At 70.0% G+C, this 24,446-nt stretch carries 22 protein-coding genes; 9 read left to right on the forward strand and 13 right to left on the reverse strand.

Annotated features, from left to right (window positions below; all coding sequences use genetic code 11):
• Positions 1 to 82 precede the first annotated feature (82 nt).
• Positions 83 to 586, reverse strand: coding sequence for a protein-export chaperone SecB (secB, locus tag OWC43_RS12305; RefSeq protein ID WP_137831645.1), 504 nt, complete (start codon positions 584 to 586; stop codon positions 83 to 85).
• 470 nt (positions 587 to 1,056) lie between these two features.
• On the opposite strand from secB, the gene OWC43_RS12310 reads away from it, so the two are divergent.
• The 5 genes from OWC43_RS12310 to poxB all read left to right on the forward strand — a co-directional run bounded on the left by OWC43_RS12310 (position 1,057) and on the right by poxB (position 7,438).
• Positions 1,057 to 1,773 (forward strand): Tim44/TimA family putative adaptor protein, encoded by a 717-nt coding sequence (locus OWC43_RS12310; RefSeq protein WP_137831646.1) that lies wholly within the window; start codon positions 1,057 to 1,059, stop codon positions 1,771 to 1,773.
• Between the two features lie 15 nt (positions 1,774 to 1,788).
• Entirely contained in the window at positions 1,789 to 2,997 is a 1,209-nt protein-coding gene (locus OWC43_RS12315) for a murein transglycosylase A (RefSeq protein WP_137831647.1), read from the forward strand.
• Positions 2,994 to 3,767, forward strand: coding sequence for a Smr/MutS family protein (locus tag OWC43_RS12320; RefSeq protein WP_238307436.1), 774 nt, complete (start codon positions 2,994 to 2,996; stop codon positions 3,765 to 3,767). Before OWC43_RS12315 ends, OWC43_RS12320 begins: the two co-directional genes overlap by 4 nt.
• 281 nt (positions 3,768 to 4,048) lie before the next feature.
• Positions 4,049 to 5,392: a transcription termination factor Rho gene (gene rho, locus OWC43_RS12325; RefSeq protein ID WP_137830430.1), complete on the forward strand. Its 1,344-nt coding sequence runs from the start codon at positions 4,049 to 4,051 to the stop codon at positions 5,390 to 5,392.
• 312 nt (positions 5,393 to 5,704) lie between these two features.
• Positions 5,705 to 7,438 (forward strand): ubiquinone-dependent pyruvate dehydrogenase, encoded by a 1,734-nt coding sequence (gene poxB, locus OWC43_RS12330; RefSeq protein WP_393956903.1) that lies wholly within the window; start codon positions 5,705 to 5,707, stop codon positions 7,436 to 7,438.
• Positions 7,439 to 7,643: 205 nt separating this feature from the next.
• On the opposite strand, the gene OWC43_RS12335 is transcribed toward poxB, so the two are convergent.
• From OWC43_RS12335 to OWC43_RS12350, 4 genes are all read right to left on the reverse strand, one after another.
• Positions 7,644 to 8,108 (reverse strand): NfeD family protein, encoded by a 465-nt coding sequence (locus OWC43_RS12335; RefSeq protein WP_393956904.1) that lies wholly within the window; start codon positions 8,106 to 8,108, stop codon positions 7,644 to 7,646.
• A gap of 3 nt (positions 8,109 to 8,111) precedes the next feature.
• A complete protein-coding gene (locus OWC43_RS12340; RefSeq protein WP_137830433.1) occupies positions 8,112 to 9,110 on the reverse strand; it encodes an SPFH domain-containing protein in 999 nt (332 codons plus the stop codon).
• 165 nt (positions 9,111 to 9,275) lie between these two features.
• Positions 9,276 to 10,649: a thermonuclease family protein gene (locus OWC43_RS12345; RefSeq protein ID WP_393956905.1), complete on the reverse strand. Its 1,374-nt coding sequence runs from the start codon at positions 10,647 to 10,649 to the stop codon at positions 9,276 to 9,278.
• A gap of 181 nt (positions 10,650 to 10,830) precedes the next feature.
• Positions 10,831 to 11,697, reverse strand: coding sequence for a hypothetical protein (locus tag OWC43_RS12350; protein WP_393956906.1), 867 nt, complete (start codon positions 11,695 to 11,697; stop codon positions 10,831 to 10,833).
• Positions 11,698 to 12,140: 443 nt separating this feature from the next.
• Here OWC43_RS12350 and OWC43_RS12355 point away from each other — a divergent pair, with 443 nt between their 5' ends.
• Both OWC43_RS12355 and OWC43_RS12360 read left to right on the forward strand, forming a co-directional pair.
• Positions 12,141 to 13,067: a lipid kinase gene (locus tag OWC43_RS12355; protein WP_393956907.1), complete on the forward strand. Its 927-nt coding sequence runs from the start codon at positions 12,141 to 12,143 to the stop codon at positions 13,065 to 13,067.
• A 17-nt stretch (positions 13,068 to 13,084) separates the two neighbouring features.
• Positions 13,085 to 13,825, forward strand: coding sequence for a TerC family protein (locus OWC43_RS12360; protein WP_137830437.1), 741 nt, complete (start codon positions 13,085 to 13,087; stop codon positions 13,823 to 13,825).
• A 100-nt stretch (positions 13,826 to 13,925) separates the two neighbouring features.
• Here OWC43_RS12360 and fhuF read toward each other — a convergent pair whose 3' ends face one another.
• The 7 genes from fhuF to OWC43_RS12395 all read right to left on the reverse strand — a co-directional run bounded on the left by fhuF (position 13,926) and on the right by OWC43_RS12395 (position 21,691).
• Complete coding sequence (fhuF, locus tag OWC43_RS12365; protein ID WP_171015515.1) at positions 13,926 to 14,495, reverse strand: siderophore-iron reductase FhuF; 570 nt, start codon at positions 14,493 to 14,495, stop codon at positions 13,926 to 13,928.
• 154 nt (positions 14,496 to 14,649) lie between these two features.
• Entirely contained in the window at positions 14,650 to 16,860 is a 2,211-nt protein-coding gene (locus OWC43_RS12370) for a TonB-dependent siderophore receptor (RefSeq protein WP_393956908.1), read from the reverse strand.
• 209 nt (positions 16,861 to 17,069) lie between these two features.
• Complete coding sequence (locus tag OWC43_RS12375) at positions 17,070 to 17,951, reverse strand: phosphatase PAP2 family protein (protein WP_137830440.1); 882 nt, start codon at positions 17,949 to 17,951, stop codon at positions 17,070 to 17,072.
• Positions 17,952 to 18,262: 311 nt separating this feature from the next.
• On the reverse strand, positions 18,263 to 19,147 hold the full coding sequence (locus tag OWC43_RS12380) for an alpha/beta fold hydrolase (protein WP_393958548.1): 885 nt from the start codon (positions 19,145 to 19,147) through the stop codon (positions 18,263 to 18,265).
• Between the two features lie 279 nt (positions 19,148 to 19,426).
• A complete protein-coding gene (dapD, locus tag OWC43_RS12385) occupies positions 19,427 to 20,281 on the reverse strand; it encodes a 2,3,4,5-tetrahydropyridine-2,6-dicarboxylate N-succinyltransferase (RefSeq protein WP_137830442.1) in 855 nt (284 codons plus the stop codon).
• A 64-nt stretch (positions 20,282 to 20,345) separates the two neighbouring features.
• Entirely contained in the window at positions 20,346 to 20,813 is a 468-nt protein-coding gene (locus OWC43_RS12390) for a cyclic nucleotide-binding domain-containing protein (protein ID WP_137830443.1), read from the reverse strand.
• 191 nt (positions 20,814 to 21,004) lie between these two features.
• Positions 21,005 to 21,691, reverse strand: coding sequence for a response regulator transcription factor (locus OWC43_RS12395; RefSeq protein WP_137830444.1), 687 nt, complete (start codon positions 21,689 to 21,691; stop codon positions 21,005 to 21,007).
• Positions 21,692 to 21,987: 296 nt separating this feature from the next.
• Here OWC43_RS12395 and OWC43_RS12400 point away from each other — a divergent pair, with 296 nt between their 5' ends.
• Positions 21,988 to 22,590 (forward strand): L,D-transpeptidase, encoded by a 603-nt coding sequence (locus OWC43_RS12400; protein ID WP_393956909.1) that lies wholly within the window; start codon positions 21,988 to 21,990, stop codon positions 22,588 to 22,590.
• A 135-nt stretch (positions 22,591 to 22,725) separates the two neighbouring features.
• On the forward strand, positions 22,726 to 24,003 hold the full coding sequence (gene rlmN, locus OWC43_RS12405; protein WP_393956910.1) for a 23S rRNA (adenine(2503)-C(2))-methyltransferase RlmN: 1,278 nt from the start codon (positions 22,726 to 22,728) through the stop codon (positions 24,001 to 24,003).
• A 201-nt stretch (positions 24,004 to 24,204) separates the two neighbouring features.
• On the opposite strand, the gene OWC43_RS12410 is transcribed toward rlmN, so the two are convergent.
• Complete coding sequence (locus OWC43_RS12410) at positions 24,205 to 24,417, reverse strand: hypothetical protein (RefSeq protein WP_137830447.1); 213 nt, start codon at positions 24,415 to 24,417, stop codon at positions 24,205 to 24,207.
• Positions 24,418 to 24,446: the final 29 nt, after the last annotated feature.

Raw genomic sequence — 24,446 nt, forward strand, 5'->3', positions numbered from 1 at the left:
ATTCCCGCGCCGCCCAGCGCGACAGAAAAAAGCCCCGGCGCGTCGGCGCCGGAGCTCGTGTCGTGGACGGACGTCGCTTCGCTCAGGAGGCGAGCGGCGCGCCCTGGCCCTGGGCGGCCTGGGCCTCTTCCATCTTCTGACGGTAGAGGCCGACGAAATCGATCGGATCGATGTAGAGCGGCGGGAAGCCGCCGTTGCGCACGGCTTCGGCGACGATCTGGCGCGCGAAGGGGAACAGCAGGCGCGGGCACTCGATCATCACCGCCGGATGGATCTGATCCTGCGGGATGTTGCGCATCCGGAACACGCCGCCATACTTCAGTTCAAACTTGAACAGCACGTCGTTCTTGATCTTGGCATCGCCTTCCAGCGACAGCTCGACCTCGAAATCCGCTTCGGCGAGTTGCTGGGCGTTGACGTTGACCTGAATGTTGATCTGCGGCCCACCCTCCTGCGGCTGCAGCGAGCGCGGCGCGTTCGGGTTCTCGAACGAGAGATCCTTGGTGTACTGCGCCAGCGCGTTGATCGCGGGGGTGAGGTCGCCGTCCTGGGCGCCGTTGCCGTTGGGTGCCGCGGTGTCGGCCATGACGAGTGTCTCCTCCTCGCGTCGTTGCTGCGCGGCTTCGAGGGCCGGCGCGCCTGACCGGCGCGGGCAGCGCGCTAACATGCCGCTTTCCCGCGAACAAGCCGGTGCCCTCGACCCTGTGTCCTGGCCCCCGCGCGAGAGGGCAGTGGAGCCGCGCGGTGCCGGCCTGCAGCGATTGCTCCGCCGGTCCGCCTGGAATCGCGCGCGGTCTCACCCATATCACGGCAAGGTCACGCGGTTCTCGACGCCGGAGACATTCACCTTCAAGATGCTGCGCCTCCGGCTCGATCCCCGCGCCGGGCTCGGCTAAGAGCTTCGAAAGCCTTTCGCGAGACGTCCCCTCGGGCCGCTGGCGGCTGCGGGTGCGTCGCCCCCGGGCCAGGCCGCGAGATCGGATCGCGCGGGGTCTCCCCTCCGGCAGCCCTCGGGTGTCAGCCTCACGCGTGCGACGGGCACGATTCGGATCGGTGATGCAGGATTCCTTCGACGCAACCACCCTGATTTTCCTGGCGCTCGCCGTCTTCGTCATCTGGCGGCTGCGCTCGGTCCTCGGCCAGAAGACCGGGACGGAGCGCTCGCCCTTCCGCCCGGTGGAGCGCAACCGCACCGAAACCCCCGGCAACCGGTCCGAGGGCGACAATGTCGTGCGCCTGCCCGGTGCCGATCGCGGCCAGCCCCCTGCGGCGCAGAGCGCGGCACCGCGCGACTGGCGCGGCATCGCCGAGCCGGGTTCGGCGGTCGCCCGCGGCCTGGAGCAGATCGTTCAGGTCGAGCCCGCCTTCGATCCGCGGGCCTTCCTGGAGGGCGCCAAGGGCGCCTACGAGGCTATCGTCACGGCCTTCGCCACCGGTGACCGCAAGACCCTGCGGGCGCTTCTGTCGCGGGAGGTCTGCGAGGGCTTCGAGCGGGCGATCTCCGAGCGCGAGAAGCGCCGCGAGACCGCCGAGACCACCTTCATCTCGATCGACAAGGCCGAGATCGTCGCCGTCGAGGTCAGGAACCGGGTCGCGCAGGTCACCGTGCGCTTCCTCTCGAACCTCATCACCGCCACGCGCGACGCCGAGGGCAAGGTGATCGACGGCAATGCCGAGACCGGCGTCGAGGTGCCCGACGTGTGGACCTTCGCCCGCACGCTCGGCGCGCGCGATCCGAACTGGCAGCTCGTCGCCACCGACGCGGGCGGCTGATTCCCTCTCGGCGCGATGTCGTTCCGACACGTTCTCCCTCGGGCCGCAGCGGTCTTCGTCGCTGCGGCCCTTTCCGTTCCGCTCGCCCGCGCGGAGGCACCGCCGCGCGTGGGCGACGGGGTACTGGAGCCGGTAGCGTTCTCCGCCCTTGCCGGCTGGCGCGAGGACGATGCGGCGGCCGCTCTCGACGCCTTCCGCCGTACCTGCGCCGCGCCGGGGCCGAACCCGCCCCAGGCCACGAACGTCACCGGCGACCCGGCCGACCTCGCCGCCGCCTGCGCGGCGGCGGCCGACCTGCCCGCGGACAAGGCCAAGGCGTTCTTCGAGGCGCGGTTCTCGGCCTACCGGATCGTGCGGCCGGCCTCCGGCGCCGAGCCCGAACGGCGCCTGGGCTTCCTGACCGGGTATTTCGAGCCGGAGCTGGTGGGCTCGCTCGAGCCCGGTCCCGGATACACCGCGCCCGTGCTGGCGCGCCCGGACGACCTCGTGACGCTGGCGCCCGGCGAGACCACGCCGGGGCTCGATGCGATCTACAAGGCGGGCCGCCGCACGGCGACCGGGCTCGAGCCCTATCCCGACCGCGCGGCCATCGAGGACGGCGCCATCGCGGCCCGCACCAAGCCCGTGCTGTGGCTGCGCGACGCGGTCGATCTGTTCGTGTTGCAGGTGCAGGGCTCCGGGCGGGCCCGCCTGCCCGACGGGCGCTCCGTGCGCGTGCTCTACGACGGCAAGAACGGACAGCCCTACACCTCCATCGGCAAGCTGCTCGTGGCGGAAGGGCACTTGCCGCTCAACGGGTTGAGCCTGGAGCGCTGGACGACGTGGCTGCGGGCCAACCCCGACCATGCCCGCCGGCTGATGCGGAAGAACGCGTCCTACGTCTTCTTCCGGGTCGAGCCGGTGGAGGATGCCCGCCTCGGGCCCCCCGGCGCCGCCGGCGCGCCCCTGAGCCCCGGCCGCAGCGTGGCGGTGGACGGCACTCTGTGGCGCTACGGCCTACCGTTCTTCCTCGAGGGCAAGCTGCCGGGTCAGCCCGGCCGCGGGCATCTCGTGATCGCTGCCGATACCGGTTCGGCCATCGTCGGCCCGGCGCGCGGAGACCTCTATGTCGGCACCGGTGCCAAGGCCGGAATCGCCGCGGGCGACCTGCATGACCGCATGGGCTTCGTGGTGCTCCTGCCGAAACCCGGAGCGACGCCGGCGATCGCGGAGCCCCGGCCATGAGGCCGCCACGGCGGCGCTCGCTCTCTCGCGAGGAGGCCTATCTGTGGGGTGAGATCGCCAAGCTGATCACGCCCCTGCGGGCGCGGGCACGGCCGAAGAAGCCGGCGCCCGAGGCCGGGCCGGACGCGGTGGCACCCGTGACGCCGGCTCTCGCCGATCCCTCTCTCGCAAAATCAGCCGCCGCCAAATCTACCCCCGCCAAGTCTGCTCCCGCCAAGCCTGCCACCCCTCGGCCCGCCACCCCCAAGCCGAGCCCCACGAAGCCGGGCCTCGCCAAACCCGATCCCGCCGCCGCGGTGCCGCCGACGGTGCGGCCCGCGGCCCAGGCGACCCCGCCCGCCGCCAAGCGGCCGGTGAAGCTCGGCGATCTCGCCGGCCTTCCCGCCGGTCGGCCCGCGGCCGCGCGGCCTCCCGCGGCTGCGCCTCCGCCGGGGCTGGAGCGCAAGGAGCGCCGCGGCCTGGAGCGCGGCACCCTGACGATCGAGGCGCGCATCGACCTGCACGGGCTCTATCAGGCGGAGGCGCATGCCGCCCTCGTCGGCTTCCTGATGCGGGCCCGGGCGGCCGGGCATGCTCGCGTCCTCGTCGTCACCGGCAAGGGAGGAGAGGCCTTCTCCGATGCGGGCTTCTCCGAGCGCGGCGTGCTGCGCCGGAGCGTGCCCCACTGGCTGCGCGGTCCGGAATTGCGCGGCCTCGTCCTCGGCTTCGAGGAGGCCGCCCGCCACCATGGCGGCGCGGGCGCGCTCTACGTGCGGCTGCGACGGCGCTGAGATGGCTCGTCCCACCGCCTACCCGGCTGCTTGGAACCTGCGCGCGGGACATTCGCTGCCCGGCACCCCTTGAGCCGCCCCGCGAAACGCGATAAGGACGACTGCTTTCCAATTGCAGCCGTGTCGCATCCCTGGGGCTTCTTCCAAGCCAAGAGGAACCGATGCGTGGGCCGGACCGCTGCGCTCGCAGACGCGCCGGACCTGGGGCGTCTCCCCGGCGCCTAGCCCTGCTTTCCGACCGGCCGATCCTTCCCCCGCCTTCGTTGGTTGCATCCCCCCACATGACGTCACAGAACGACGCTCTCGCCCCCGTCGATGCCCCGTCCGAGGACGGCCCCGTGGCCGTCGAGGCCGCGGTGCGGCGCGAGGTGCGCCTGCAGGATCTCAAGTCCAAGTCGCCGACCGAGCTCATCGCCTTCGCCGAGGAGGTCGAGGTCGAGAACGCCTCGACCATGCGCAAGCAGGAGCTGATGTTCGCGATCCTCAAGCAGCTCGCGGCCAACGAGACCGAGATCATCGGTGCGGGCACCGTCGAGGTGCTGCAGGACGGCTTCGGCTTCCTGCGCTCGAACGATTCGAACTACCTGCCGGGCCCGGACGACATCTACATCTCGCCGACCCAGATCCGCCGCTTCGGCCTGCGCACCGGCGACACCGTCGAGGGCCCGATCCGCGGACCCAAGGACGGCGAGCGCTACTTCGCCCTGATCAAGGTCAACACGATCAACTTCGAGAACCCGGAGAAGATCAAGCACAAGGTCCATTTCGACAACCTGACGCCGCTCTTCCCCACCAAGCGGTTCAAGCTCGAGCTGGACAACCCGACCAAGAAGGATTTCAGCCCCCGCATCATCGACATCGTCTCGCCGATCGGTAAGGGCCAGCGCGCCCTGATCGTGGCGCCGCCGCGCACCGGCAAGACTGTGCTGATGCAGAACATCGCGCAGTCGATCACCCTGAACCACCCCGAATGCTACCTCATCGTGCTGCTCATCGACGAGCGCCCGGAAGAGGTGACCGACATGATCCGCTCGGTGAAGGGCGAGGTGATCGCCTCGACCTTCGACGAGCCGGCCACCCGTCACGTGCAGGTCGCCGAGATGGTGATCGAGAAGGCCAAGCGCCTCGTCGAGCACGGCCGCGACGTGGTGATCCTCCTCGACTCGATCACCCGCCTGGGCCGGGCCTACAACACGGTGGTGCCGTCCTCCGGCAAGGTGCTGACCGGCGGCGTCGACGCGAACGCCCTGCAGCGGCCCAAGCGCTTCTTCGGCGCGGCCCGCAACATCGAGGAGGGCGGCTCGCTCTCCATCATCGCCACCGCGCTCATCGATACCGGCTCGCGCATGGACGAGGTGATCTTCGAGGAGTTCAAGGGCACCGGCAACTCCGAGATCATTCTGGACCGCAAGGTCTCGGACAAGCGCATCTTCCCGGCCATCGACATCACCCGCTCCGGCACCCGCAAGGAGGAGCTGCTGGTGCCGCCGGATGCGCTCAAGAAGACCTACGTGCTGCGCCGCATCCTCAACCCGATGGGCGTCACCGACGCGATCGAGTTCCTCATGGACAAGCTGCGCCAGACCAAGAGCAACAGCGACTTCTTCGACTCGATGAACACCTGAGGCGGCGCTATCCGCGCCGCACGAGCAAGAGCCACAAACGGAATGGGTCGGGATCGGCGTCAGGCGCTTTTCTCGGCCCCGCCGCTTTCGAGCGGATCAGCACCGTCGAGGGGGTTTGACTGACGGCGGAGATCCGGATCGGAGCCCACCCAGGAACGGACGCGCATCACGGCAGACAAGTACGGCCGCGAGTCGTTCTCTGACGACCAGCAACATCCTGCATCCTTTGTGAAATTCGCGTAAGGCGCGAACCATCGCCCCGCGCCGACGTTGGCCCGCATCGATTGCCCGCGGTCACCGGGGAGACGGCGCATGGCCTCCGACAACGTATCCGACCTCATCGTCGAGACCCTCCAGCTGGCGGGCGTGCGGCGGATCTACGGGCTCGTCGGCGACAGCCTCAACGGCATCACCGAGGCGATCCGGGCGCGCGACGTGATCGAGTGGGTCCATGTCCGCCACGAGGAGGTCGCGGCCTTCGCCGCTGCGGGCGAGGCGCAGGTCACCGGCGAGCTCGCGGTCTGCGCCGGCTCCTGCGGACCGGGCAACCTCCACCTCATCAACGGCCTGTACGACGCCCACCGCACCCGCACGCCGGTCCTGGCGATCGCCGCGCATATCCCGTCCTCCGAGATCGGCCTGAACTACTTCCAGGAAACGCGGCCCGAGCAGCTGTTCCGCGATTGCAGCCATTTCTGCGAGCTGGTCTCCGATCCGGCGCAGCTCCCCAACGTGCTGGAGGCCGCGATCCGCAGCGCCGTCGGGCAGCGGGGCGTCGCCGTCATCGTCATCCCCGGCACAGTCGCGCTCAAGCCCGCGCCCGAGCGGACGCTGGCGGCGGCCTCGACGCTGCGGCCGCGCGCGCCGATCGTCGTGCCGCATGCCGACGAGCTCGAGCGTTTGGCAGAGCTCCTCAACAACTCGAAGAAGATCACGCTGCTGTGCGGGCGCGGCTGCGCCGGGGCGCATGCCCCCCTGATGCGGCTGGCCGAGCGCCTGAAGAGCCCGATCGTCCACGCGCTGGGCGGCAAGGAGCATGTCGAGCACGACAACCCCTACGATGTCGGCATGACCGGGCTGATCGGCTTCTCCTCGGGTTACGCGGCCATGGAGGCCTGCGAGACCCTGCTGATGCTGGGCACCGATTTCCCCTACCGGCAATTCTATCCCGAGCATGCCCGCATCGCGCAGATCGACATCCGCCCGGAGAATCTCGGGCGACGCTGCCGCATCGAACTCGGCCTCGTCGGCGACGTGGCGGCGACCATCGAGGCGCTGCTGCCGCTTCTGTCGGGCAACGACAGCACCCGCCACCTCGACGCCAGCCTGAAGCACTACGTCAAGGCCCGCGAAGGGCTGGACGATCTCGCCACCGGCAAGCCCGGCCGCCGGCCGATCCATCCGCAATACCTGACCCGGCTCCTCAGCGAGGCGGCGACGGACGACGCGGTGTTCACGGCCGATGTCGGCACGCCCACCGTCTGGGCGGCGCGCTACCTCGCCATGACGGCCGGGCGGCGGCTGATCGGCTCCTGGGCGCACGGCTCGATGGCCAACGCCCTGCCGCACGCCATCGGCGTCCAGGCGGCGAGCCCGGGCCGGCAGGTGATCTCGCTCTCGGGCGACGGCGGCTTCGCCATGCTGATGGGCGACATCCTCACCCTCACGCAGGAGAAGCTGCCGGTGAAGGTGGTGATCTTCAACAACGGTACGCTCGGCTTCGTCGAGCTGGAGATGAAGGCCGCAGGCTATCTGGAGACCGGTGTCGAACTGCAGAACCCGGATTTCTCCGCGCTCGCCCGTTCCGTGGGCATCCATGCCCGGCGGGTGGAGGATCCGGGCGATCTGGAGGGTGCGATCCGGGATGTGCTCGCCCATCCCGGCCCGGCCCTCCTCGATGTCGTGACGAACCGGCAGGAGCTCGCCATGCCGCCGAAGCTTCAGGCCGAGCAGGTGAAGGGCTTCAGTCTCTACGCGCTGCAGGCGGTGATGAATGGGCGGGGCGACGCCATCCTCGATCTCGCGAAGAGCAACCTCATCCGCTGAACATCCCGATCAGCGGGCGTCGACCATCTCGATCCGGCAATTTCTCCCATCCTCGTCCTCATCCTGAGGTGCTTCGCCGAAGGCGGAGCCTCGAAGGAGGGCTTCAGGAATCGCGCGTCAGCTGGAGCCCTCCTTCGAGGCCTCCGCTTCGCTCCGGCGCCTCAGGATGAGGGAGTTTGGTCGGAGAATCCGATTGGGACGGCTTTCACGAGCCTGGGGAGCCTACGGTTTCCTCCTTCTGCTGGACGGATTCCACCCGCAGCACCGTCCCCTCGACGCCGGACACCCGGACCTGTGTTCCGGCGGGCAGGTCCGGTCCGGCGACGCGCCAGAGGGTGTCGTCGAGGCGGACGCGCCCTTCGCCCGCGACGATGCCGTTCTCCAGCCGGAAGCTGCGGCCGATCAGGCGGTGGGCTCCCAGATTCAGCATCGGCGCCCGCTCCCGGTTGAGGCGGCTCGCCAGCACCACGGCGGCGACGGCGAGCACCGAGAACAGCAGCAGCTGTCCCTGCCAGGGCAGCCCGAAGGCGGCCTCCGCCAATCCGGTCAATCCGGCGGCGAGGCCGAGCCAGACGAGGAAGACGCCGGGCAGGGCGAGTTCGCCACCCACGAGCAGCAGCCCGGCGATGATCCAGATCCAGGCGGGCCCGAGCGCGTCGAGAGCCGCCACGGATCAGACCTTCGGGGGAGCGGACGGGGTGGCGGGGACGCGCGGCGGCAGCCCGCCGCGGCCCGCCCCGCCGCTTCCGCCCTCTCCGAAGACCGAGCGGGTGATCTCGGCGATCCCGCCGAGGGTGCCCGCGAGCCCCGCCGCCTCGATCGGCACCACGACGACGCGCTGGTTCGGCGCCGTCGCCAGCGCGCGGATCGCCTCGACATATTTCTCGGCGACCAGAAAATTCGCGGCCGCGAGATCGCCCTTGGCGATCGCCTCGCTGACCATGGCGGTGGCCTTCGCCTCGGCCTCCGCCCCGCGCTCCCGCGCCTCGGCATCGCGGAAGGCGGCCTCGCGGCGCCCCTCCGCTTCCAGGATCGCCGATTGCTTGCGCCCTTCCGCGCGCAGGATCTCGGCCTGGCGCTGGCCTTCGGCCTCCAGCACGGAGGCACGCTTCTCGCGCTCGGCCTTCATCTGCCGGGCCATGGCACCGGCGAGATCGGCGGGAGGCAGGATGTCCTTGATCTCGACGCGGTTCATCTTGACGCCCCAGGGCGCGGCGGCCGCGTCGAGCACCCGCAGCAGCCGCTCGTTGATCTCGTCCCGGTGCGACAGCAGCTGGTCGAGATCCATCGAGCCGACCACAGTGCGGATGTTTGTCATGGTCAGGGTCAGGAGCGCCATCTGAAGGTTCGAGACCTCGTAGGAGGCGCGCGCGGCATCGAGGACCTGATAGAACACCACCGCGTCGATCCGCACACCCGCATTGTCGCGGGTGAAGGCCTCCTGACTCGGCACCTCGACGACCTGCTCCATGATGTTCACCCGCCGGCCGATCCGCTCGACATAGGGGATGATCAGGCCGAGCCCGGAGCCGAGCGAGCGGTCGTAGCGCCCGAACCGCTCGACGGTGTGCACGTGACCCTGCGGGATCGTGCGGATCCCGATGGCGAGCGTCACGACGACGAGCAGGGCGAGGACGACGGCGAAGGCGCTCAGGCCGAGCGAGATGGTCATGAGCTCCCGTCTGTCCGTTCGCCGCGCGAATCGTGCGCCGCGTGCAGTGTAGAGCATCGTCCGGCAGACGGTATCCGGGCCGCCGCGCCTGGCCGCGCGGCCGCTGCCCGGTTTATGCGCCGGTCGCCCTCCCGACGCAGGCGCCGGCGGATCCAGGACGCGGGCTCACCGCTTCCACACGCCCAGCCGCTCGGTGCGGGCATGATCCTCGGCGGCGACGAGTTCGGGCGTGGCCTCCGAGGAGGCACGGCCGCCGCCGTTGAACAGCACGACCTCCGACAGGTCGCGGCCCTCGACGGTGCAGACATGGGCGCTGCTGCCCGCCGCCGGCAGGCAGGTGACGGGCCGTCCGCGCAGGTATTTCGCGAGTTCGTCGGCCTGTCCGCCGCGCACCCATTCGACGCCGAACAGCCGCACGAGCTTGCCGCCGACCCGCAGGGTCGCGGTGTCGATCACCTCGGCGGCGCCGACGACGGCGTTGGCATTGGCGGTGCGGGGTGGCTCGGCGGGGCGCTGCTCCGTCTCGGGGGGCGGCGTTCCGGCAGCGTTGGGAGCCGCGTCCGTCGGGGCGGCATCGGGCGCGGATTCTCCGGCGGGTGCCTGCGGGGCGGCATTGCGCGAGGCCTGCCTCTCGGACTGCGTCTCGCCGACGCCGTCCTCCCGCCCGGTCAGGACGAGGGCGGCCACCAGGGCCGCGCCCGCCAAGGCCCCCAAACCCATGAGCACCACCGGCCGGCGGCTGCCCGCCGCCAGCCCGTCATCCACCCAGTCGCGCAGCCGCACCGCCGTCTCGCGGGACCGGGCGGAAGCGGTGCGCAGGCCGCCACTCAGACGGTTCCTCAAGGCGGCTCCGCCGAGAGCGGGTCCGGCCAAGGCCATTCCGAAGCGGGCGCCGTTCGCGGCCCCGCCGACCGGCGGGGGGGCGGACGAGGAGGTCGTCAAGGGAACAGCGAAATCGGGCGTCGTCGATGCCACGGGGGACGGCGCGGCGGGTGCCGGACGAGCCTTGGCCCTGAACCGCTCGGCCAAGCGGTGGCGCCAGCCCTCGACGGTTTCGCTGGCGGCACTCGCGAGGGCCCGGCTGCGCTCCGCCGAGGTGTTGGCCAGCGAGCGCGCCAGGGCGGATTGCGTCTCGACGAAGCGGGCGCCCGCCGCCCGCACGTCGGCGATCGGATCGCGCGGCGGCTCCGCAGGCTCCGGCGGCGGCAGGGCCGGCAGGACCAGGGCCGGGTGCTGTTCGGCCAGTTCGTCGACGAGGTCGTGGATGGTGAGCGGCACTCCTGCGCCTTCGCCCTCGCCCCGCAATCGGACCGCGCCGAAGCGATCGACGATGCGGTAGCCGGGCAGCCCGTCGGCGGGCTCGACGAAGCCCTCGGCGATCAGGGCGAGCGTGCGGCGCGCCACCGGACGGACCCGGCGGCGGTCGAGTTCGGCCAGGATGATCTGACGAATGCGGCGGTCATCCTCCGAGACCGGCATCTCGGGCGGAGATGCGATCTCCGTCCCGCTCCTCGCTGCGGCCTTTGCCGATCCCTTCACGCGCGGGTCACTCCGTCTCGCCGGCCGCTTCTCGGACCGGTCCCGGTCTCGCGCCTCCTCCTAGCACAATCGGGCGGGCCGGGCGGAACCGCAGGGCGGAGCCAAGCGCCGCCTTCCCCGCGGGAACCGCCGGTTGGAGGATCGCCCGCCGCCGTGCCACGCCCCTGCTGCCCCGTACCGGTCAGGCGCCGCCACGTCCGCCGACCGAGGCGCTGAGGGCACCGCGGCGCAGCACCCGGCTCGTCTCCTCGACGATGACCGGGCGCCCGCTCGCGAAGCTCACCGTCAGCACCAATTCACCCACCCCCTGCGAGCGGGCGCCGCGGCCGGGGCTTTCGGCGGTGAACTCGTGGATCGTGCGCACGAGGCAGGTCGCGGTTGCGGCATTGCACGAAACCCGCGGATCACCCTGCGGCTCGTAGCGCCGCTCCGGCCAGCGCCGGGCGAAGCGGCGCTTCTCCGCCATCAGCGCGGCGAGCGACATCATGCGTCCATGGAAGCGGACCTGGGGGGCGTAGAAGCGCGGCGCCGCCGCAGCCATCCCGTCGCCGGGGCTCGACACGCTATCGAGATAGGCATCGCTCAGGCGCTGGGCCGAACCGGCCCATTCGGAGAAGCGCGGATCCGGTTCCGCGCGGGCCATGCCCTGCATCTCCCGCGGCGGCGGCGTGAAGACCGGCGGCGCGACGCGGGCCGAACGCGGCGCCCGGCCCGCGGCCTCGCGGGCCGCCGCCTCCCGGGCCGCCTGCCGCCGGGCCTGCCGCTCCTCGCCCACGCGGCGGGTGCCGCGCGCCGTGCGATGCGCGGCCGGGGTGTCGCCCGTGGCCGCCGAGCGGGTCTCGCGCCGGGACGGGGCCGTCGCCTCCGCAGGGGATGAGGCCGAGGGAGGGGTCTCCGACCGTGTCACCGGCGGCAGCTCAGTCTTCGGCTTGGCCGGCGCATCCGCTGCCTTGGCCGGAGGATCGACCCAGCCCGGTCCCTGCTGGGCGGCGACCGGCGACGACAGGGCAAGGACCGCCAGGGCGGTCGTAACGAGGAGGGGGCGCATGGCATCACCGATCGGTCGGGCGCGACCTGAAGAAACGCGGCCCGTCGCATGCGCGGTTCCCGTCCCGCGCTGCCGTCGGCGCATTCTCCGGAACCGTTGCTGATTTGCATCGGACAAGGCGGCCGGTCCTTGCCGACCCTTGACCCTTGCCGGATGCCGGTCCTCCTCCCCGAACCCTTTGCCCCAACCCTTGCCCTCCCGCCGGAACCTCCCACCTTGGGCGGGAGCCTTCAACCGGATCGCCGCTCCTCCTCGTTGGAGCGAGGGCGCGGTGGGCTCTCCAGAGACGGGTCCGGGCCCCTCTGGCGGCCGAGGCGTCGGTCGCGATGTCGGACCCCTTCGCGACCCGAGCGCTGACGCGGCGCGACTGCGTGCGAGACGATCTTGCCGGCCGCGATCAATCTGCCACTCGCCCTCCGCCCCCGAGCCCAGGGAGGCATGCCATGAGCCGGGCGGACGGAACACCGCGCCGCGCCCTGCTGCTCGTCAACGGCAAGGCCCGCAGCGGCGGGGCATCCCTCGATGCAATCCGGAACATCCTGCGCGAGGGCGGGCTCGATCTTGTCGAGCCGGAGAACAACCGCGACTGCCACGAGACCATCACCCGCCACGCGCCCTCGGTCGATCTCGTGGTGCTGGGCGGCGGCGACGGCACGATGAACGCCGCCGCGCCCGCGCTGGTGGAGACGAAGCTACCCTTCGGCATCCTGCCCCTCGGCACCGCCAACGACCTCGCCCGCTCCCTGGGCCTGCCCCTGGAGCCGGAAGCCGCGGCGCGGGTCATCCCGACGGCCCCGGAGAAGGCGATCGATCTCGGCTGGGTCAACGGGCATTACTATTTCAACGTCGCGAGCATCGGCTTCTCCGCCGACCTCGCGGGCGAACTGACCGCCGAGGCGAAGAAGACCTGGGGCACGGTGGGCTACGCCATCGCGGCCTTCCGGCTGCTGCGGCGCGCGCGGCCCTTCACCGTGACGATCGAGCATGACGGCACCACCGAGAAGGTGACCACGATCCAGGCCTCGGTCGGCAACGGGCGCCATTACGGCGGCGGCATGACGGTGCAGGAGGATGCCACCGTCGATGACGGCAAGCTCGATTTCTACAGCCTCGAGGTCGATCATTGGTGGCGGCTGGTGGCGCTGCTGCCGGCCCTGCGCCGCGGCACCCACGGGCAGGCCGAGGACGTGCGCGCCTTCGAGACGACCGAACTCAAGCTCACGACCCGCAAGCCGCGGGCGGTCAACACCGACGGCGAGTTGACCACCTGGACGCCGGCCCACTTCAAGGTGATGCCGAAGGCGGTGCGCGTGCTCGCGCCCCCGATCGAGACGGGGGCGAACCGCATTCCCCTTCCCTTCAAGCTCTGACGCCGGACGGACCGACCGTGGACAGCCTGCTGCAACTCGCCGCCGACCCGACCGCCTGGGCGGCGCTCGCCACCCTCGTGGTCATGGAGGTGGTGCTCGGGATCGACAACCTCATCTTCATCTCGATTCTGACCAACAAGCTGCCGCCCGAGAACCAAGCCAAGGCCCGGCGTATCGGCATCGGGCTGGCGCTGATCCTGCGGCTGGCCCTCCTCGGCACGGTCGCCTGGATCGTCCACCTGACCGAGCCGGTCTTCGAGGTGTTCGGCAAGGGCTTCTCCTGGCGCGACCTCATCCTGATCGCCGGCGGCCTGTTCCTGCTCTGGAAGGCCACCAAGGAGATCCATCACACCGTCGATCCGAACCCGGAGGAGAAGGCCGGAAGCGGGGCGAGCATCGGCTTCGCCGCGGCGATCGGCCAGATCCTCGTGCTCGACCTCGTCTTCTCGATCGACTCGATCATCACCGCCGTCGGCATGACCGAGCACGTGCCGATCATGGTGATCGCGGTCGTCACCGCCGTGACCGTGATGCTGATCGCCGCCGATCCGCTCTCGCGCTTCATCGCGGCGAACCCGACGGTGGTGATGCTGGCGCTGGGCTTCCTCATCATGATCGGCATGACGCTGATCGCCGAGGGCTTCGGGGCGCATGTGCCGAAGGGCTACATCTACACCGCCATGGCCTTCTCGGCGGGTGTGGAGGGCCTCAACATGCTGGCGCGCCGCCGTCGGCAGAAGAAGGCCGGAACCGCCTGAGCCGGCGGCGGCGCAGGATCGCCGCCGCACCGGACGGCACGGGACTGCCGGGGCCTCGCTCCGGCGGTCGACGCGGCAGCGAGCGGGTTCGAGGGCCGGATCAGCCGCCCGCCTGCCCGCGCAGCAGCGGGCAGATACCGGCGCATTTCCCATGCCCCGGCAGGGCGTGGCGCAGGCAGCAGACCCGGCGGCGCGGCGCCTCGAGCCCGGCCAGGGCATCAGCGCGCATCAGGGTGAGGGCGGTGCAGGCCTCCTGCGGCCAGCGGAGCGCCCGCAAGGCTTCCTCCACCTCGCCGGCCCGCTCCGGCGTCTCGCGGGCCAGGGTCCCGAGCGTCCAGAACAGGTAGCCGCCCGCATTCTCCCACAGGAGACGCACCGACAGCCCGGTCTCGGCGCGCAGGAGTCGCACCGCCGGGGCGACGCATTCGGCGAGCAATCGGTCGACCTGCATCGGCAGCGGGGCCGGGAGCGGACGTTCGGGCCCGAGGTGGAAGGCTTCGGGCAAGCCGTTCCCGGCGGCGAGGCGCAGGCGATCCGGTGCCAGCGCCAGCCCGAGCCGCGCCCCGGCGGCGAGCCCCGGTGCGATCAGTCCGGCGAAGAGATAGGCGCTCCACAGCGACGCCACCGCCCGGCGCTCGCCCCCGGGATGCGTGTCGGCGAAGATCGCCAACGCATCCGACAGCGCGCCGCGCGCGGCCAGTTCCGGCAGCGTTCGCGCTTCCGGATCGGGATCGAGGCGCAGCCGGCCCGCGAAGACGGCGAAGCCTTCCGGCAGGGCGCCGTCGAGGGCGGCTTGGGTCGGAGGCCTGAGAGGACGGCTTGTCTCACCAGCGATAGATCAGGCTCCCGATCACCGTTGCCGGCGCGCCGCGATAGCAGTAGCCAGCTTGGCAGTTAAAGTAGTTGCGATCGAGGACGTTATAGCCGTTGATCTGCGCGCGGAAACCTTTGTATTTCGGGTCGATCGCGGCAAAATCGTACGCCACCAGCGCATCGAACAACGTCACCGTCGGGTTGCGGAACGTGTTGAGTTCGTTCCCGAAGCTATGGGTCGTGAAGCGCGTGCCGCCACCGATGGTCAGGCCGGCGAGCGGCGAGGCAGGCGGGAACAGGTAGGTACCGAAGGCCGAGAACGTGTCGCCTGGGATGCCGGAGAGCGCGTTGCCGGAGATATCGATCAGCCGCGTCGAATCGTTGGGATCCGGCGTCGACTGACGCAGATAGCGCAGATCGAGATGGGTGTAGGCCAGCGTCAGATTGGTGCCGGGCGCGAAATTGGCGATCAACTCCATCTCGAAGCCGCGCGAGCGCACGGCACCGGACGCGATCTGCGCGGTGAGATTGTTCGGGTCCGTGCGCAGCACGCTGCTCTGCACGATGTCGAAGCCGGCGACGTTCGCCTGAATGTTCGTGTTCGGGATCAGATACTTGACGCCCGCTTCGATCTGATCGCCGGTTGTCGGCTTGAATGCGCGTTTGGCGGCATCGAAACCGATCTGCGGCGCGAAGGTCGTTGCATAACTCGCATAGGGCACGAGACCGGGCGCGAGCAGGTAGCTGAGACCCGCGCGGCCCGTGAAGGCTCGATCGTCCTGGGGCTGAGTCCCTGGGGTTCCTTCCGCGCGGTTGGTTTGGAACACCCAATCGTGCCGTCCCGACAGCGTCAGGATGAAGCGGTCGAGCTTGGCTTGATCTTGAAGATAGACGCCGACCTGATCCTGACTCTGGAAGTTGCGCGGGCCGAGCGGTGGTGCCGCGATGGATTGGCGCCCGTAATTCAGGGTGAGAAGATCGAGATCCGGAGCGACCCCAAATCCGCTGCGGGTGTTGAAGTCGTAATGCGCGTAGTCGACGCCAGCGAGAAGCGTGTGCTGGACCGGGCCGGTCGCGAGATGGGCTTCGATCTGGTTGTCGAGCGTGACTTGGCTCAATTGTTCCTTCAGAAAGCCGGTTCCTCGGTTCGCCAGCGTGCGCGCATCGTTCAATGAATTGATCTGCACATAGGCGTAGGAATTGGCGACGCCATAATAGCGGGCGTTCTGGCGGAACACGAGATCGGGCGAGAAGCGATGCTCGAAGGCGTAGCCGATCCGGCCCTGCCGCTGCTTGAAGTCGGTGAGCGCAGGATCGCCCGAATAGAGCCGGGTGATCCGACCGTTTTCGTTAAAGAACGCCGGGTTTCCAGGCAGCTTGTTCTCTTGGTACTCGCCCAGGAACGTCAGAGTGGTATCGGCTGAGGGCTTCCAAGTAAAAGCCGGAGCGATGTAGGTTCGGTCGTCGATGGCGCCGGGTAGGAAGGTGTCGGCCTGCCGCCGGATGCCGGTGACCCGGTAGGCCATCGTGCCGCCGCTTCCCTCGACCGGGCCGCCCAGATCGAAATTGCCCTGGAAGCGGTTGTAGTTGCCGCCTTGGAACTGCACTTCGCCGAAGGGCGTGAAGATCGGGCGCTTGGTCGTCGCATCGACGATGCCGCCGGGCGAGCCGAGTCCGAAGAGGCCGGAGGCCGGGCCGCGCAGAATCGTGGCGGCCTCCAATCCGTAGGGCTCGATCCGCGGCAGCGTCAGACTGGAGCCGATCTGGCGCAGACCGTCGCGGAAGATTCCGTTGTAGGTCAGGTCGAAGCCGCGCACGTAGAAGGAATCGAAGCGAGGATCGAAGCCGAACACGTTCGATGAGGCACCGGCGACGTAGCCCAGCGCCTCGGTGACCGTCTGGACATTGCGGTCGTTCAATTGCTCGCGGGTGACCACCGTGACCGATTGCGGGGTCTCGATCAGCGGCGTGTTGGTCTTGGTCGCCGTCGGGCTGACCTGCGCGGTGTAGCCGACGACCCCGCTCGGCCCGCCCCCGCCACCGCTCGTGACGGCACCGTTGCCGAGGGCTGGCCCTTCGGTCAGCTTTGCCCCGGACTCGACCGTGATCGTCTCCAGCGACGTGCTGGCCTGTTGGGCGAGGGCCGGGCTCGTCAGTGCGGTGCTGGCGACGAGTAGAGCGGCGAGATGCGCGGGGGCGTGGTGGCGGGTGGATGCAGGCATGGACGACTCGTAAGGCGGCAAGCCCCCTCGGTGCCGACGTCCACGCGCGTCATCAAGAGCAATACAATTGCTAGATGAATCTATAATAATTATAAATCTAACCGCCGCGGCGATTGATAAACAAAATCAGAATACTGCAACGCAAAGCTCTAAAGGGGCAATCAGCAGAACTGTCCCGCCTGTGACCTGAGCGCAACAGATCTCTCCACTCAGAGAAGGGGTTGGCGAGCGGCGGCGTCCTCGCGGGCGCAGACCGCCGGGTCGGGCTTGGCACCGCCCGCCGCGAGCGCCTTCTTCAGGTCGGCCCTGGCTCGCTCGAGATCGGCACGGAAACCGGTATCGGCGAGCAGCACCGCGACGAGCGCCGAGGCGCCGGTGCGGGCCGCGACGACGTCGCTCAGCCAGTGGACGCCGCACACCACCCGGCTCTCGCCGTAGAGCCGGCTGCGCACGAGGAGCTGCGTCGCCTTTTCCGGGATCAGGTTCGCCATGATGAGACCGTAGGCCCAGCCCTGGCTCGCATGCCCGGAGGGATAGCTGTAGCTGTCGGCGAGTTCGGGCGAGCGGGCGACGCAGATCGGCGCGTCGTTGCCGACGAAGGGCCGCAGGCGGCGGTAGCGGCGCTTGGTCTCGCGGGTGGCGCGGGCGATGTCGAGACGGGCCCGGTCGAGCAGTCGCATCAGGTCGGGCACGCGGGATTGTTCGAGCCGCTGGCCGAGGACGCAGGCATAATCCTCCAGCAGGGCCGCGCCGCCCTCGGCGACGTCGTTGGTGGCGAGCGCCCAGCGCTCGCTGCCCTGATAGGCCCGCGTCGCGTTGAAGGCGGCCCGATCCGCCGCCTCCGCCACCGAGTGGCCGGCGGGGGGCGGGGGCAGGATCGCGACGAGGTTCGGTGCGGTCGCGTCGGTGAGATAGGCCTTCGGCGCCGGCGCCCCCGGATTCAGCTTGTCCCGGTCCAGCGAGGGCGCGGATGTCTCCGGAGGCGGAGCCGCCTGCGGGGCCTCGGTCTGTGCCGCCAGGGGCAGCGCCGAACACAGGGTCGTCAGAAGGACGGTCAGCAGGGCGGCGTGGCGGACCGGCGGACGGAGCATCGAACGAGGCACTTTCGAGAATCGGATACTGATCGAATCCGCATTTCTCTATGATGGACGTACGACAGCTTTGTCACAGTCCTGCAACATCCTGTTTCCTGACAGCTTTTCCGCGTTGTTCCCGATTTCGTGACCGCCGTGTCGTTCGGAAAATGGCGGATCAGACGGCTTTCGGGCGATTCCGGCGAGCGGCCGGACCGGGGCCGGAGCCGTATCCGACCCCGTTTCATCGGGCCGACATCGCCGGCCCTTGCCGTGCCGCTCTGTCCCGCGACGAGCCGCCTCTATTCCGTCGGGGCGGGCTCCGGGCCTCAGCCGCGGATCGCCGCGGCGACCTCCCGGGGAAACTCCTCATGCGGGCTGAGAGCCCCCGGCACGGTGCGGGCCTCGACCCCGGCGGTCGCGATCAGCGCATCCATCTCGCCGCCCGAGCGACGGGGCGCCCGTTCCGGCCGCAGCACCCGCACCGGCGGAATATCGCTGCCGAACAGGGCCAGGAATTCCGCGCGGGAGCCGACCGGATCGAGCCCGCCGGTCACGAAGGCCGCCGTGCCGAAGCGTCCGCCGCTCTGGCGGGTGATGCGGTGCTTGGCCCGGATCACCTCGGGGGTCACGTGGGCGGCCTCCGCGTAGACATGGGCGCGCATCATCCGGCCGATGATCGGCGGGCTGATATTGATCCGGTAGAGGGCCTCGCCGACGAGCGGCATCTCGATGGCGCGGCGGATGCGCCCGAACCACCGGGCGCGCCGCTCGCCCATCGCGGTCGGCAGCGGCCCGCGCCAGGTCGGCGCCACCAGAACCAGCCGCCCGAAGGCGTCCGGGTGGCGCCGCGCGGCCGCCACGAGATAGGGCGCGGCGTGGCCCGCCGCGACGGCCAGCGCGTAGGGTCCGGGCGCGGCGGCGAGCAGCGCGTCGAGGAAGGCATGGTAGGTCGCAGGCGCGAGCGGCACCCGGGCGCGGGCCTGCGCGCCGAAGCCCGGCCAGTCGGGCACAAGGCAGTGATGCCCCCCGGCCAGTTCGCGGGCGAGGGGCCGCATCTCCTCCCGGGCCGAGATCGAGGACAGGGCCGGCAGGAGCAGGGCGGCCGGTCCCGTGCCGATCTCCGTGCAGGGCGTCGGGACGGATTGCCCCGCGACCGTGAGGTCGAGAATGCGGGTCGTGAGCGTTGGATGGGAGGTGCCGGCCGTCGCCATGATCAAGCGGGTGTCCTGCTCGTCGAGCCGCCTCCGACCTGATCGCATCAGGCCGGCGGCCCTCAGTTCCGGTTACGTCGCGCGTTTCGACGAATCGGCATCCGCTTCATCGAAACCGCCACCGAACGATGGACGGCCCGCGCGAGGATGTCCGCCGCCGGGAGGGAAGCGGCGGGACGAACGGACCCCCGACGCGTCGCGGGCGGGCCGATGCCGCCGCGACGCGATGGCCGTCGTTCCATCACGGCGTGCGGAGCGCCCCGCACACCGTCCCGCGCCTCAGGTCCGCAGCAATTCGTTGATGCCGGTCTTGGCGCGGGTGCCGGCATCGACGCGCTTGACGATCACGGCGCAGTAGAGACCGGGGCCGGGCGTGCCGTCGGGCAGCGGCTTGCCCGGCGTCGTGCCGGAGACGACGACCGAATAGGGCGGCACGCGTCCGTAGAAGGTCTCGCCGGTGGTGCGGTCGATGATGCGGGTCGAGGCGCCGATATAGACGCCCATCGACAGCACCGAGCCCTCACCGACGATCACGCCCTCGGCCACCTCGGCGCGGGCGCCGACGAAGCAATTGTCCTCGATGATGACCGGGTTGGCCTGGAGCGGCTCCAGCACGCCGGCGATGCCGGCGCCGCCCGAGATGTGACAGTTCTTGCCGACCTGGGCGCAGGAGCCGATCGTCACCCAGGTGTCGACCATGGTGCCTTCGCCGACATGGGCGCCGAGATTGATGAAGCTCGGCATCAGCACCGCGCCCGGCGCGATGTAGGAGCCGCGGCGCACGAAGCAGCCCGGCACCGCGCGGAAGCCGGCGGAGCGGAACTCGGCCTCGCCCCAGCCCGAGAATTTCGACGGCACCTTGTCCCACCACGGCGACGAGCCGGGGCCGCCCTCGATCGGCACCATGTCGTTGAGGCGGAAGGAGAGCAGCACCGCCTTCTTCAGCCACTGGTTCACCTGCCAGGACTCGCCGGCCTTCTCGGCGACGCGGGCCTTGCCGGAATCGAGCAGGTTCAGGGCCTCCTCGACGGCCTCGCGCACCGCGCCGGTCGTCGCGGTCGAGACGTTCGCGCGATCCTCCCAGGCGGCTTCGATGGTCTTTTCGAGATCGGCGTGGGAGGCGGCTTGGGACATCGTCAGGTTCCGGCGGTTCGCGACGCGAAGGATCGGGCGTGCTTACAAAAGCCGCACCCTCCTGTCACCGCTCTCTCGGCACGAGATCCCGCAGGCGCCCGCCGACCCGCGAGAACCCCTGAACGAGGTCGCGCAACTCCCCGGCGATGCCGTCATGGACCGCCACTGCAACCTCGGGAAACTCGCGCAGCACGCGGCTCATCACCGACGGCGTCAGGCGCATCACGTCCGCCGTCTCCACGGCCCGGGCGTCCGCCGGCCGCTCGACCTGGCGGAACAGGGCGTTGCGCCCGATCAGCCCGGAGCGGGCAACCAGGGTCGCCGGCGCATCGTCGCGGCGGGACTCGACCGCGATCGTGCCGGACATCACCACGTAGCCGCCGTCGGACGGCTCGCCGCGGGCGAACAGGCGTTCGCCGGCCTCGAGCTGACGCCGATCCCCGGCAAAGCTCAGGAGGCGCAGGGCGTCGCGATCGAACAACTCGAACACCGGAGCGGCGGCCAGGATCGCGATATCGTCGTCGAGCCCCAACGCCTGTCCCGCCCCTCGGCCGATCCCGTCACGGCCCGGTGAAGCTTAACCGATACGGGACGCGCGCGAAACGCCGCCGCCGATTTCCTTTGCCGGGGGGCACGAAGACTGCCCCGCGCAGCGGCCTCGGCTCTGCCGGGGCATCGCGCGAAGCGAAGAGCCAACCAGCGGCTGCCGGCGCCTGAGGCTCCTCAGGGCAACAGCTTGTACCCGCCCCCCTCGGTGACGAGGATCGCGGCGGTGGCCGGGTTCGGCTCGATCTTCTGGCGCAGCCGATAGATATGCGTCTCGAGGGTGTGGGTGGTGACGTGGGCGTTGTAGCCCCACACCTCCGCCAGCAGCGTGTCGCGTCCCACCACCTCACGGCCCGCCCGGTAGAGGTAGCGCAGGATCGCGGTCTCCTTCTCGGTGAGCTTCAGCTTGGAGCCGCGCTCGCCGACGAGCAGCTTGGCGCCGGGGCGGAAGGTGTAGGGACCGATGCGGAACACCGCGTCCTCGCTGGCCTCGTGCTGGCGCAGCTGGACGCGGATGCGGGCGAGCAGCACCGCGAACTTGAACGGCTTGACCACGTAGTCGTTGGCGCCCGCCTCCAGGCCCTCGACCATGTCGTCGTCGGATTCCTGGGCGGTCAGGACGATGATCGGGCCACGATAGCCGTTGCGGCGCATGGCCCGCACGGCCTCGCGTCCATCCATGTCGGGCAGGCCGACATCCATCACGACGAGGTCGATGCGCTCCTCCGCCACCCGGGCCATGGCTCCGGCGGCGGTGCCCTCGCCGATGACGGAAAATTCCTCGTAGGCGTCGATCTGTTCCGTCAGTGCCTCGCGCAGGGCGTCGTCGTCATCGCAGACGAGGAGGCAATAAGGGTTCGACATCGACGACGTGACTTTCGGCAAGCTCATCCGGTGACCCGAGCCCAGAGGCTCGGGCAGGCGACAGAAAGGAGATCATGACGGAGGACTGGTCCGAGAGCATGTGCCCAAAGGTCCACCGTCGGCAGCGCCCGTACGGCCCTGCCTGAGCGTTAATTTAGATCATTCACGCCTCTAGACCATCCAGCACGTATGCTTATGCAGCATTTTCGCCATGTTCGACGGTCTGTCTCGCGCGCTAACGCACAGCCCGGACGGGCAAAAGGGCGACAACGCTTCGGTGAAGGAACGAACCGGACATGACGCATGTCGGGCCGGGAACGGGCGGAAAGCGGAGGCCGGCGGCGCTGGCGATGGTGCGGGTGCATCCTCTGCCGGGCTCGCCCGATGCGGGCCGGCTCGTGGCGGGGGCGGCGGTCATCCCCTGCGCGCTCGGACGCTCCGGGGTACAGGCGGTCAAGCGCGAGGGCGACGGGGCCTCGCCCCGCGGCGTGTTTCGCCTGCGCGGTGGGTATTACCGGCCGGACCGCTTTCCCGTGCGGCCGGCGAGCCCGCTGCCGCTGCGGGCGACACGTCGGGACGACGGCTGGTGCGACGCCGCGCAGGATCGACGCTACAACCGGCCGATCCGCCTGCCGAGCTCGACCAGCGCCGAATCGATGTGGCGCGACGACGGGCTCTACGACCTCGTGCTCGATCTCGACCACAACCGCGGCCCGATCCGCCCCGGCCGGGGATCGGCGATCTTCATGCACATCGCCCGCGAGGGGTTTCGGCCCACGGAGGGCTGCGTCGCCCTCAGGCCCGCGGATCTCCGCCGCCTGCTGCGGCGGCTCGGGCCGAAGACGCGGATCGCGATCGGACCGGTGCCGGCCCGCCCGAAACGGTCGAAAGGCCGTTGAGCGCCTGATCCGGGGCGCCCTCTTTCGGCGAGGCGGCCTCCGCTGCATCGGAATGCGCTCCGCGCGGCCGGCGCATTCGCGTTCGCGGACGAATCCGCGTATATGAGAGAAATTCCAGCTACCAAGGTCATTTCCATGGCGACGGCGTCGTTCGACACCGCCCGGCGCGAGACGCGCGCCGTTCCTCCGATCGAGAAGGCCCCCGAGGTCACGGCACTCTCACGCCTGCCCGGCCGCAAGCGCTCGCTCGTCGGTCTGTCCCGGGCCGACCTGAAGCAGGCATTGCTCGAAATCGGCGTGGCCGAGCGCGAGACGCGGATGCGCGTCTCCCAGGTCTGGCACTGGATCTACGTGCGCGGCGCCCGCGACTTCGCCGAGATGACCAATGTCGGCAAGGGGCTGAAGGCGCAGCTTGCGGACGCCTTCACCCTGGACCGGCCGGAGGTCGTGAGTGAGCAGGTCTCGCGGGACGGCACCCGCAAATGGCTGCTGCGCATGGCGCCGACCGGCGCCCACGATCACAATCGCGGCGCCGAGATCGAGTGCGTCTACATTCCCGGCGACGATCGCGGCACGCTCTGCGTCTCGTCCCAGGTCGGCTGCACGCTGACCTGCTCGTTCTGCCACACCGGCACGCAGCGCCTCGTGCGCAATCTCTCGACGGCGGAGATCGTGTCGCAGCTCGTGGTCGCCCGCGACGCGCTCGGGGATTTCGCCGGGCAGATGCCGAGCAAGGATGGCGGCGAGGTCGGGCGCCTCGTCACCAACATCGTCTTCATGGGCATGGGCGAGCCGCTCTACAATCTCGACGCCGTGATCGACGCGGTGGCGGTGATGTCCGACCAAGAGGGCCTGGCCCTGTCGCGGCGCCGCATCACGGTCTCGACCTCCGGGGTCGTGCCGCAGATCGAGCGGCTGGGCCTCGAGGCGAACGCCATGCTGGCGATCTCGCTGCACGCCGTGCGCGACGATCTGCGCGACGAGCTGGTGCCGCTGAACCGCAAATACCCGATCGCCCAGCTGCTCGAGGCGTGCCGAAACTATCCGGGGGTGAGCAATGCGCGGCGCATCACCTTCGAATACGTGATGCTCAAGGGCGTCAACGATTCGGATGCCGATGCCCGCGCCCTGGTGCGGCTCCTCAAGGGCATTCCGGCCAAGATCAACCTGATCCCGTTCAATCCCTGGCCCGGCTCGAAATACGAGTGCTCGGACTGGGAGCGGATCGACCACTTCTCCGAGATCGTCTTCAACGCCGGCTACGCCTCGCCGGTGCGCACCCCCCGTGGGCGCGACATCCTGGCGGCCTGCGGCCAGCTGAAGAGCGAGACGGAAAAGCTGCGCGCCCGCGCCCGGATGATGCTCGAAGAGGGCCTCGGCGCCGAGGGGTTTTACGCGGGCGGGGAGGATTGAGGAGTCCCCCCTCCATCCCGTCCCCCTCATCCTGAGGTGACCGACCAGCGGGCCTCGAAGGAGGGCTCCAGATATCTCAGCGAGCCCTGGAGCCCTCCTTCGAGGGCGCCGCTTCGCGCCGCCACCTCAGGATGAGGGCGGTGGGTTGGGATGAGGATCCGGCAGCCGGTGAGACCCGGCTGCCTGATTCTCGAAGAGAAATCAGAACCCGCGATTGGCGATCGAGGGCAGCGAGGGCTGCGTGTAGGCGCGGTTCACGTCCTTGCGGTCCATCGTGCCGTTGGTGTCGTTCGAGCGGCGGTAATTGCCGGTGTCGAAGCTCTGCGACAGGCCCGAATTGCCGGACTCCGTGCTGCTGCAGGCGGCGAGACCGCAGGCCAGGGCCGCGGCGAGGACGAGGAGCGTGGGGCGCATCGGACTGTTTCCTGAAGGGGCCGAAGCGT

It is taken from the genome of Methylorubrum sp. POS3 (assembly GCF_043352485.1).
Lineage (GTDB): Bacteria > Pseudomonadota > Alphaproteobacteria > Rhizobiales > Beijerinckiaceae > Methylobacterium > Methylobacterium suomiense.